The 10,270-nt window shown below is 69.9% G+C and carries 9 protein-coding genes; 2 read left to right on the top strand and 7 right to left on the bottom strand.

The window, feature by feature from the left end:
- From AC5RV2_RS10460 to argC, 4 genes are all read right to left on the bottom strand, one after another.
- The coding region (locus AC5RV2_RS10460; protein ID WP_494092275.1) for an acetylornithine transaminase at positions 1-999 on the bottom strand (999 nt) is incomplete at its 3' end.
- On the bottom strand, positions 996-1,904 hold the full coding sequence (gene argB, locus AC5RV2_RS10455) for an acetylglutamate kinase (protein WP_494092274.1): 909 nt from the start codon (positions 1,902-1,904) through the stop codon (positions 996-998). The genes AC5RV2_RS10460 and argB, both read right to left, overlap by 4 nt.
- An 8-nt stretch (positions 1,905-1,912) precedes the next feature.
- Positions 1,913-3,064: a bifunctional glutamate N-acetyltransferase/amino-acid acetyltransferase ArgJ gene (gene argJ / locus AC5RV2_RS10450; protein WP_494092273.1), complete on the bottom strand. Its 1,152-nt coding sequence runs from the start codon at positions 3,062-3,064 to the stop codon at positions 1,913-1,915.
- Positions 3,061-4,092 carry an N-acetyl-gamma-glutamyl-phosphate reductase gene (argC, locus tag AC5RV2_RS10445; RefSeq protein WP_494092272.1) on the bottom strand — a complete coding sequence of 344 codons (1,032 nt, stop codon included), beginning with the start codon at positions 4,090-4,092 and terminating at the stop codon, positions 3,061-3,063. The genes argJ and argC overlap by 4 nt, the downstream gene beginning before the upstream one ends.
- A 191-nt stretch (positions 4,093-4,283) precedes the next feature.
- Between argC and AC5RV2_RS10440 the strand changes: the two genes are divergently transcribed.
- A complete protein-coding gene (locus AC5RV2_RS10440; protein ID WP_494092271.1) occupies positions 4,284-5,249 on the top strand; it encodes a quinone oxidoreductase family protein in 966 nt (321 codons plus the stop codon).
- A gap of 109 nt (positions 5,250-5,358) precedes the next feature.
- Here AC5RV2_RS10440 and AC5RV2_RS10435 read toward each other — a convergent pair whose 3' ends face one another.
- The 3 genes from AC5RV2_RS10435 to pheS form a co-directional block, all read right to left on the bottom strand.
- Positions 5,359-6,063 (bottom strand): 4'-phosphopantetheinyl transferase family protein, encoded by a 705-nt coding sequence (locus AC5RV2_RS10435; protein ID WP_494092270.1) that lies wholly within the window; start codon positions 6,061-6,063, stop codon positions 5,359-5,361.
- Between the two features lie 83 nt (positions 6,064-6,146).
- Complete coding sequence (gene pheT / locus AC5RV2_RS10430) at positions 6,147-8,690, bottom strand: phenylalanine--tRNA ligase subunit beta (RefSeq protein WP_494092269.1); 2,544 nt, start codon at positions 8,688-8,690, stop codon at positions 6,147-6,149.
- Between the two features lie 4 nt (positions 8,691-8,694).
- A complete protein-coding gene (gene pheS / locus AC5RV2_RS10425) occupies positions 8,695-9,765 on the bottom strand; it encodes a phenylalanine--tRNA ligase subunit alpha (protein ID WP_494023835.1) in 1,071 nt (356 codons plus the stop codon).
- Positions 9,766-9,873: 108 nt separating this feature from the next.
- Here pheS and AC5RV2_RS10420 point away from each other — a divergent pair.
- On the top strand, positions 9,874-10,270 hold a 397-nt coding region (locus AC5RV2_RS10420), incomplete at its 3' end, for a hypothetical protein (protein ID WP_494092268.1).

Genomic DNA, 10,270 nt, shown 5'->3' with positions numbered 1-10,270 from the left:
GTGGGCCAGCAGCCCGCGCGACTCGATGGCCTGCAGCGTCGCCAGGCCCGCCGCCGTCGCCACCGGGTTGCCGCCGAACGTCGTTCCGTGCTGGCCCGCCGTCAGGAGTTCGGAAGTAGTTGCCCCGAAGGTGATCAACGCGCCGACGGGCAGCCCGCTGCCCAGGCCCTTGGCCAGGGTGATGGCGTCCGGGACGATCTGCTCGCCGCCGGCCACGCCGCCCTGGAACGCGAACCAGTTGCCGGTGCGGCCGACGCCGGTCTGCACCTCGTCCAAAATCAGCAGCGCGCCCGCGGCCTCGGTGGCTTCGCGGGCCGCCTGCAGGTAGCCCGCGGGCAGCGGCCGGACGCCAACCTCCCCCTGGATTGGTTCCAGCACGACGGCGGCCACGGACTCGTCGACGGCGGCGCGGAGGGCCTCCTCGTCACCGAAGGGCAGGTGGACCACGCCGCCGGGCAGCGGTTCGAACGGTTCGCGGTAGGACTCCTTGGCCGTCAGCGCCAAAGCCCCCATGGTCCGGCCGTGGAAAGCGCCCTCCAGGGCCAGGATCTTGGTCCGGGTGGGGCTCGAGTTTCGCCGGGCCAGCTTGAACGCCGCCTCGTTGGCTTCGGTGCCGGAGTTGGCGAAGAACACCTTGGAACCTGCCGGGGCGGCGGCGAGCTGCAGCAACCGCTCCGCCAGCGCGATCTGTGCCGGGCTGGTGAAGAAGTTTGAGACGTGCCCGAGGGTGGACAACTGGGTAGCCACGACCCCGGTCAGGAACTCGTCCGCGTGGCCGAGCGCGTTCACCGCGATCCCGCCGAGCAGGTCCAGGTATTCCCTGCCGTCCGCGTCCCACACGATGCAGCCCTTGCCGCGCACCAGGACGCGCTGCGGGGTTCCGAAGACCCCCATCAGCGACCCGCGATACTTCTCCAGCAACTGCCGGTTGCCCAGGCCTTCCAGTGCTTCCAGCCCGGCGAGGCCGGCGGCCGGGGAAACGGTATCCGGGGTGTTCATGCTGCTTCTCCGTCCGGGACGACCTGGGTGCCGATGCCGGCCGCGGTAAAGATTTCCAGCAGGATCGAGTGCGCCATCCTGCCATCGACGACGGCGGCGCGCTCGACTCCCCCGTCGACCGCCTTCAGGCAGGCTTCCATCTTGGGAATCATGCCGGACTGCAGCCGCGGCAGCAGCTCGCGCAGCTCCCCCGCCGTCAGCGACGAGATCAAGGAGGACTTGTCCGGCCAGTTGGCGAACAGCCCCTCGACGTCGGTGAGGATGACCAGCCGCGAGGCGTGCAGGGCGTCCGCCACCGCGGCGGCCGCGGTATCGGCGTTGACGTTGAGCACCTGGTTGGTGCCCTCGCCGTCGCCGCCGATTTCCGGCGCCACGGTGGAGATCACCGGGATGCGCCCGGCGTCGAGCAAATCCAGGATGGCGGACGGGTTGACGCCCACGACTTCGCCGACCAGGCCCAGGTCGATGTCTTCGCCGTCCACCACGGTGCCGGTGCGCACCGCCTGCAGCAGCCCGCCGTCTTCACCGGAGAGGCCCACGGCGTACGGCCCGTGCGAATTGATCAGGCCCACCAGTTCCCGGCCGACTTGCCCGGTGAGCACCATGCGCACCACGTCCATGGCTTCGGGTGTGGTGACCCGCAGCCCGCCCTTGAACTCGGACTCGATGCCCAGCCGGGAGAGCATGGCGTTGATCTGCGGTCCGCCGCCGTGGACGACCACCGGCTTGATGCCGGCGTGGTGGAGGAAGACGATGTCTTCGGCGAACGCCTGCCGCAGTTCGTCATTGACCATGGCGTTGCCGCCGTACTTGATCACCATGGTGGTGCCGGCGAACCGCTGGATCCAGGGCAGGGCCTCGATCAGCGTGGCGGCCTTGTCCTGGGCCATCAGCATCGTGTTCATCTCGGTCCTCAGCTGGAGTAGGCGGAGTTCTCATGCACGTATTCGTGCGTGAGGTCGTTGGTCCAGATGGTCGCGGTCTCGCCGCCGGCATTCAGGTCGATCACCACGGCCACGTCGCGGCCGTTCAGGTCCACCAGGTCGCGCGGTTCGCCCACGCCGCCGTTTCGGCAGACCTGCACGCCGTTCATGCTGACGTTGAGCTGGTCCGGCTCGAAGGCGGCGTCGGTCGTGCCCACCGCGGACAGCACGCGGCCCCAGTTCGGATCCTTGCCGAAAATGGCGGTCTTGAACAAATTGGAGCGGGCCACTGCGCGGCTGACGGTTTCCGCATCCCGCTCGGAAGCGGCGTTGATGGTCGTGACCGCGATGTCGTGGCTGGCGCCCTCGGCATCGGTAATCAGTTGCCGGGCCAGGTCCGCGCAGACGCCGGTCAGCGCGGCGGTGAAGTCGCCCAGCGCGGGAATGACGCCGGAGGCGCCCGAAGCCAGCAGCACCACGGTGTCGTTGGTGGACATGCAGCCGTCGGAATCCGTCCGGTCGAAGGTCAACCGCGTGGCCTCGCGCAGCGCCACCTGCAGCGCCGGCGGTGCGAGTTCGGCATCCGTGGTGATGACCACCAGCATGGTAGCCAGGCCCGGGGCCAGCATGCCGGCGCCCTTGGCCATTCCGCCGATGCTGTACCCGCCGCCGGTGAACAGGGCCTGCTTGGAAACGGAATCGGTGGTCATGATGGCTTCGGCCGCGTCGGCGCCGCCGTCGTCGGACAACGCGGCTGCCGCAGCGTCGACGCCCGGCAGCAGCTTGTCCATCGGCAGCTGCTCACCGATCAGCCCGGTGGAGCACACCACCACGTCGCCCGAGGAAATACCGAGCAGGGCTGCGGTTTTCTCGGCGGTGGCGTGGGTGTTCTGGAAGCCCTCGGCCCCGGTGCAGGCGTTGGCACCGCCGGAATTCAGCACCACCGCGTCCGCACGGCCGTCGCCGATCACCTGCCGTGACCAGTGCACGGGAGCGGCGGCCACCCGGTTCGAGGTGAAGACTGCCGCCGCGGCCCGCTGTGGTCCGTCGTTGACCACCAGCGCGACGTCGGGCTTGCCGGAGGCTTTCAGGCCGGCGGTGGCGGCGGCGGCGCGAAATCCCTGTGGTGCGGTAACGCTCACGGTGCTATCCCCTGCTGGGTCAGGCCGGCGGTCTCGTCGAGGCCGAGGGCGATGTTCATGGACTGGATGGCGCCGCCGCCCGTTCCCTTGGTGAGGTTGTCGATGGCGCAGGTGACGACGGCGCGGCCCGCGTGCTCGTCGAAGGCCAGCTGCAGGACGGCATGGTTGCTGCCCTGCACCGACTTGGTATTCGGCCACTGGCCCTCGGGCAGCAGGTGCACGAACGGTTCGTCCGCGTAGGCGGCCGCCCAGGCGCGGCGCAGCGCCTCGGCGTCCGTACCGGCCTTGGTGCGCGCGGTGGCGGTGGTCAGGATGCCGCGGCTCATCGGCGCGAGGGTGGGGGTAAACGAGATCGTGACCGCCTCGCCGGCGGCCGCCGAGAGCCCCTGCTCGATTTCCGGGGTATGCCGGTGGGCGCCGCCGACCCCGTAGGGGCTCATGCCGCCCATGACTTCCGAACCAATCAGGTGTACCTTGGCGGACTTGCCGGCCCCCGAGGTGCCGGACGCGGCGACAATAACCACGTCTTCGGGCTCCAGCAGCCCGGCCTCGAAGCCCGGGGCCAGCGCCAGCAGCGAACTGGTGGGATAGCAGCCCGGGACGGCGATCCGGCGGGCGCCCCGCAGCTTTTCCCGGTGCCCGGGAAGTTCGGGAAGGCCGTAGGGCCAGCTGCCGGCATGGGCGGTGCCGTAGAACTTCTCCCAAGACACCGGGTCCACCAGCCGGTGGTCCGCGCCCGCATCCACCACCAACGTGTCTGCCGGCAGCGCGGCGGCGATCTCCGCGCTGGCGCCATGCGGCAGCGCCAGGAACACCACGTCGTGCCCGGCCAGGTTCTCGACGGTTGTGTCGACCAGGACTTTGTCCGCCAGCGCATGCAGGTGCGGCTGCAGTTCCCCCAACCGCGAACCGGCATTGCTGTGTGCGGTGACGGCTCCGACCGAGACCTCGGGGTGGTTCGCCAGCAGGCGGAGGACCTCGCCGCCCGCGTACCCGCTGGCGCCGGAGACTGCAACCTTAATTGTCATGGCATCCAGCATACAGCAAGACTATGCACCGGAGAGGATATTTATGCATGATCCTGCATGCCCTGCCGGCGGATGAGGCGGGCCGGGCGGACCGACGTTAGCGCTTACGATGGGTTCTGAGCCGGCAGGCCCTCAGCGGCCGGATTCCGCCGCCGGCACCGATTGTCCCGAGTACCTTAAGGAGACCCTACATGGCCAAGGCGATCGTGGCCGCCGCACCCGGCGGTCCGGAAGTACTGCAACTGCGCGAGGTCGACACCCCCCAGCCCGGCCCGGGCCAGCTGCTGGTCAAAGTTGCCGCGGCAGGTGTGAACTTCGTCGAGACCTATGAGCGCAGCGGCGTCTACAACGTCCCGTTTCCGTACACGCCCGGCTCCGAGGCCGCCGGCACGGTCGAAGCCGTCGGCGCCGGCGTCGACGGCTTCGCCCCCGGCGACCGCGTCGCCTTCGCCGAGGGAGACCGCACGTACGCGGAGTACACCGTGGTCTCCGCCGAGGCGGCGCTCCCGGTGCCGGACGGCGTGGCCGACGATGTGGCGGCCGCCATCCCGCTGCAGGGCATGACGGCGCATTACCTCATCAACTCCAGCTTCAGGGTCCAGCCGGGCCAGACGGTACTCACCCATGCGGGTGCCGGCGGCGTAGGCCTGATCCTGACGCAGCTGCTCAAAGCCAAGGGCGCCCGCGTGATCACCACGGTGTCCACCGACGACAAGGAAGACCTGGCCCGCAGCGCCGGGGCGGATGAGGTCCTCCGCTACGACGATTTCGCCCGGCAGGTGCGCCAGCTGACCGCCGGGACGGGGGTGGACGTGGTCTACGACGGCGTCGGCAAGGACACCTTCGACGGTTCGCTGGCCAGCCTGCGTACCCGCGGCATGCTCGTGCTCTTCGGCGGCGCGTCGGGCCAGGTGCCGCCGTTCGACCTGCAGCGGCTCAACCACGCCGGATCGCTGTTCGTCACCCGCCCCAAGCTGGCCGACCATCTGCTGACGCCGCAGGAACGGCGCTGGCGTTCCAGCGAACTGTTCGACGCCGTCCTGTCCGGCCGCCTGGACATCCGGATCGGCCGAACATATTCCCTCGCCGAAGCAGCGCAGGCACACGAGGACCTGCAGGCCCGCCGCACCACCGGCAAGCTGCTGCTGGCCCCGTAGCCCGCCCGGGTTGCCGTCGACGCCCTCGCTGGCTGGCGGCGCCGGCGGAGAGGAAATTTCGGCGGACGGGAGGGCGGGCGGAGCGCCTTCCCTCCCTCCACGTTCAGCCCTAGGCGGCCGAAGTTTCCCGGTAGGTGATTTTCGGGTCGGCCGACCCGCCAACCGCCAGCGCCGCGGCGAGGCCGGGCGGCACTTCCCCGCCGGCATCCGCCAGCGTGAGGTCCAGCAGTTGCAGCCCGGGACGGTCTCCTGCTTCCCCTGGCCAACCGGACAGCTGGGGTTCACCGTCCGCACCGGCGACGCCGATCGTATCCGGCGGCAGCCGCAGGCCATGACCGGTCGACTTCAGCACGGCCTCTTTCCTGGTCCACAGCCGGGCCCGCAGCAGGCGCGGGTCGGCTGCCTGTTCCACTAGGGTCCGCTCCGCTTCCGTGAGCATGACGGCGTCGATGTTGTCCTCCGGCCGGAAAGCGTCCGCCCAGGCGTCTTCGATGTCGACTCCGAGCAGTACGGGCCGGAAGGACAGTGCGGCCAGCAGCCAGCGGCCCGAGCGGGCGTAGCTCAGCCGCGCGGGCGCCGGAGCGCCGTCCAGCAGTAGGTGCGGCTGGCCATGCCGGCCATCGTTGCCCCGCGTGCATTGGCGGCAGTCGAAGGCGAGCCGCATCCGGTCGGGGTCGACGTTCAGTTCCCGCGCCGCCAGCAGGCGGACGGCTTCGCGGGTGTGCGCGCGGACGCTGGGACGCCGGTCCGGCCCGCTGGCAGCCGGGAACCCGTTTTGCAGCTGCACCAAGTGCAGTATCACCTGGGCCTTCATGCGTTCCTTTTCCCTTTCCCCCACGACGGCGGGGCCCACCTGCGTCGGTGGGCCCCGCCGTCGTCATTCATGGCAGTAACCGGTTACCGCTGAACGGCACCGCAGCGGGCTGCGGCCAGCTCCACGGCCTGCGCCCGTGCCGCGGAGGCCTCGTCGGCGGTCAGCGTGCGGTCATTCGCCCGGAACCTGAGCCCGAAGGCCAGCGATTTCTTCCCGTGCTCGATCCCGGGGCCCGAATAGACGTCGAACAGGGCCACGTCTTCCAGCAGTTCGCCGGCGCCTTCGCGCAGCGCCTCGCGGACTGCCTCGGCCGGAACCGACGAATCGACGACCAGCGCTACGTCCTGCGTGGAAACCGGGTAGGTGGACAGGTGCTTGGCCACGATCACATCAGCGGCGGCCTCAAAGAGTGCCTCGCCGTTCAGTTCCATGGCGGCAGTCCGCGCCGGCAGGTCCCCGTCCTGGAGCAGCTTCGGATGCAGCTCGCCGGCGTAGCCGACGACCTCGCCGGTGCGCAGCGACAACTGCGCGGTGCGGCCGGGGTGGAAGGCCTGGTGCTGTCCCTGGGCGACGACCAGTTCTATGCCGAGGACGTCGCCGACGGTCAGTGCGGCGTCCAGCGCGTCCGACCATTCCCAGGTGCGGGGTGTGAACCCCGCGCCCGGTGCCGCCTCGTGCCCGATCAGTACCGCGGCCACGTGCCAGGGCTGGTCCGGGATCCCGGCCTGCAGTTCCTCGAGCACCTCGTCGGAGGGCCTGGCGCCCAGCGGGGGCAGGACCGGGGACCCGGTCTTGTCGCCGGGCAGGAACACCAGGCCGCCTTCGTACAACGCCAGGTCGCGGAAGCCGCGGGAATGGTTGCGGCGTGCGGTCTCCAGCAGGCCCGGCAGCAGGCTGGTGCGCAGGTACCCGAATTCGGCGGAGATCGGGTTCGCCAGCTTGACGGCGGCAACCCCGGAGCCGGCCTCGGGAGTTCCGAACGTTTCGTTCTGCCCGGTGGAAACGAAGGGGTAGCTGAGCACCTCGGTCAGGCCGGCGTCGGCCAGGGACTGCAGGACGCGGCGGCGCTGTTGCTGGCCGCGGGACAGGCCGCGCCCCGGCGGAGCCACCGGCAGGGTGGCCGGGATCCGGTCATAGCCCACCAGCCGGGCGATTTCCTCGACCAGGTCCTCCTTGATGGCCAGGTCGGGTCGCCAGCTGGGCGCCGTGACGCGCAGGCCGCCGTCGTACCGTTCGATGGAGGCGCCGATGCCGGTCAGGGCGGATTCGATCTGCCCCGCCGTGTACTCGAAGCCGATGAGGCGGGAGGCGAAGCCGTCGGGCAGGTCGATCTCGACGGGTGCCGGACGTGCCCCGACATCCGTGGCGGTGGTGTCGGCGGTGCCGCCGGCGAGTTCGACCAGCAGGTCCACGGCGCGCTGCGCCGCCTCGTCCGCAATTTCCCAGTCCACTCCGCGCTCATTGCGCTTGGACGCCTCGGACGGCAGCTTGTGGCGGCGCCGGGTGCGGCCCATGGAGACGTCGTCGAAATGGGCGGACTCAATCAGCACGTTGGCGGTTCCGTCCCCGACCTCGGTTTCGGCACCGCCCATCACGCCGGCCAGGCCGATGGCGCCGCGGTCATCCGTGATCAGCAGGTCCTCGGTGGAGAGTCGGCGCTCCTTGCCGTCCAGGGTCACCAGGGTCTCGCCCGGATTGGCCCGGCGGACCACGATCGGGCCCTGAAGCTTGTCCGCGTCGTAGAAGTGCAGCGGCTGGCCCAGTTCCAGCATCACGTAGTTGGAGATGTCGACCACCAGCGAGATGGAGCGCATGCCGGCCAGGCGCAGCCGGGAGGCCATCCACTGGGGCGTGGGCCGCGACGGGTCGACGCCGCGGACCGTGCGCGCCACGAAGCGGTCGCAGCCGGGCTTGCCGTAGACCGGGGACTGGTCTTCGAGCCGGACGGGGTGGCCCTCGCCGGTCGCTTCGGGAACATCGATGCGGCTGGCCGGGTCGACGAATTCGGTGCCGGTGGCCAGCGCGTATTCACGGGCCACGCCCCGGATGGAGAAGCAGTAGCCGCGATCCGGTGTCACGTTGATCTCGGCCGCCTCGTCGGTCAGGCCGAGCAGTTCCATCGCGTCGGTGCCGATGTCCGGGTCGAGACCCAGCCGGGACAGCACGATGATGCCGTCGTGGTCCTCGCCGATGCCGAGCTCTCGGGCGGAGGCGATCATGCCGGCGGAAGTGTGCCCGTAGGTTCTGCGCGGGGTAATCCGGAAATCCCCCGGCAGCACCGCGCCGGGCAACGTCACCACGACTTTGTCGCCCACCTCGAAGTTGTGGGCTCCGCAGACGATGCCCTGCACGCCGGACGGGTCGATGCCGTCGCCGGTGAGCGGCTGGCCGGCGCCTTCCGGCGCCACACGCACCTGGCACCAGCTGATGGTCTTGCCGTTTGACTGCGGCTCCTTGACCAGGTCGAGGACCTGTCCCACCACGATCGGCCCGGAGATCGAATCGGACGGACGGTGGACGTCCTCTTCTTCGAGCCCGACCTTGACGAGGTCGGCCATGACGTCCTCGGCGGTGGCGTCTGCGGGAACCTGCGCGTACTCGCGCAGCCAGGAAAGGGGAATACGCATAGTTCTAGATCTCCATCCCGAAGTGCTGGCTGAAGCGGATGTCGCCTTCGATCATGTCGTGCATGTCCGGGACGTCGTTGCGGAACATGAGGGTGCGTTCAATCCCCATGCCGAAGGCGAAACCGGAGTAGACCTCCGGATCGATGCCGGCAGCGCGCAGCACATTGGGGTTGACCATGCCGCAGCCGCCCCACTCGATCCAGCGGGGGCCGCCCTTGGCGCCCGGATGCCAGATGTCCATCTCGGCGGAGGGCTCGGTGAACGGGAAGTAGGCCGGGCGCAGGCGGATCTTGGCCTCGGCGCCGAACATCTGCCGCGAGAAGTGCTCCAACGTGCCGCGCAGGTCGGCCATCGTGAGCCCCTTGTCCACGGCCAGGCCTTCAAACTGGTGGAACACCGGCGTATGGGTCGCGTCCAACTCATCCGTCCGGAAGGTCCGGCCCGGGCACAGCACGTACACGGGCAGGTCCCGCTCCAGCATGGAGCGGACCTGCACCGGCGAGGTGTGGGTCCGCAGCACCAGATGGGCCTCGGGCGGTTCCACGAAGAAGGTGTCCTGCATCTCCCGTGCGGGGTGGTCGGGCTTGAAGTTCAAGGCGTCAAAGTTGAACCACTCGGATTCCACCTCTGGCCCCTCGGCGATCTCCCAGCCCATGCCGACGAAGATGTCGCTGACCCGTTCCTGCAGCGTGGAGAGCGGGTGGCGGGCACCGGCGCGGCGGCGGCGCGGAGCCGCGGTAACGTCCACGGCCTCCTCAACGAGGATCTGCGCCTCCCGCTCGGCCTCCAGTTCGGCGGTGCGGGCGGCCAGCGCCTGGTTGATGCGCCCGCGGGCCGGACCCACGATCTTGCCCGCGGCCGCCTTGTCCTCTTTGGCCAGCTTGCCGATTTCGCGGTTGGCCAGGCTGAGCGGGGATTTCTCGCCGGCGTGGGCGAGCCGGGCGGTCTTGAGCCCGTCCAGGTCGGAGGCAGCCTTGAATGCCATCACCGCCTGCTCGACGGCGGCGGCCACCGCGGCTTCGTCGAGGGGGCTCGGCACGGGTGGCTCCTGGGCTGGGGGTGTCACGTCAGACATGTGCTGTGGGGACCTCGGAATAGGTTAAAGGGTTTCCGCCCGCATACGGGCAACCAGTCCAGTCTAGTTCACGGGCTGGCACCGTCCCGAAACGCTTACGATGGGCCCATGACGCCGTCCGAGAAGCTGCGTGCCGCCTGGAACCTGCTCAACGGCTCCACCTTGCTGGGGCTGACCCTCGCCGCCGCGGTCCGCTGCAGCCTGCATCCCGGACCCCATGGCCTGATCCTGGCCCACGGCTATCGGCCCGGGCTGCCGAAGGCCGCTGCCTTTACCGTGGGCAACGTGGTGCTGTTCCGCGACGCTGCGGCCAGGCTGGCCGGCAATCCGGTGCTGCTGGGCCACGAATCCCGCCACAGCAGCCAATATGCCTGGTGCCTGGGCCTGCCGTTCCTGCCGCTGTACGGCTTCGCTGCCGCGTGGTCGTGGTGGCGGACCGGCGACCCGGCGTCCCGGAACGTCTTCGAGCGACTGGCCGGGCTGCAGTCGGGCGGCTACGCGGAGC

This window comes from Arthrobacter sp. Y3225116, assembly GCF_059091245.1.
This window is presented reverse-complemented; position numbering and strand designations above follow the sequence as displayed.

Coding starts and splice junctions, on each gene's coding strand:
- argB (WP_494092274.1), bottom strand. CDS start 1,904: ATGAACACGATGCTGATGGCCCAGGACAAGGCCGCCACGCTGATCGAG.
- AC5RV2_RS10440 (WP_494092271.1), top strand. CDS start 4,284: ATGGCCAAGGCGATCGTGGCCGCCGCACCCGGCGGTCCGGAAGTACTG.
- pheT (WP_494092269.1), bottom strand. CDS start 8,690: ATGCGTATTCCCCTTTCCTGGCTGCGCGAGTACGCGCAGGTTCCCGCA.
- argC (WP_494092272.1), bottom strand. CDS start 4,092: ATGACAATTAAGGTTGCAGTCTCCGGCGCCAGCGGGTACGCGGGCGGC.
- AC5RV2_RS10435 (WP_494092270.1), bottom strand. CDS start 6,063: ATGAAGGCCCAGGTGATACTGCACTTGGTGCAGCTGCAAAACGGGTTC.
- pheS (WP_494023835.1), bottom strand. CDS start 9,765: ATGTCTGACGTGACACCCCCAGCCCAGGAGCCACCCGTGCCGAGCCCC.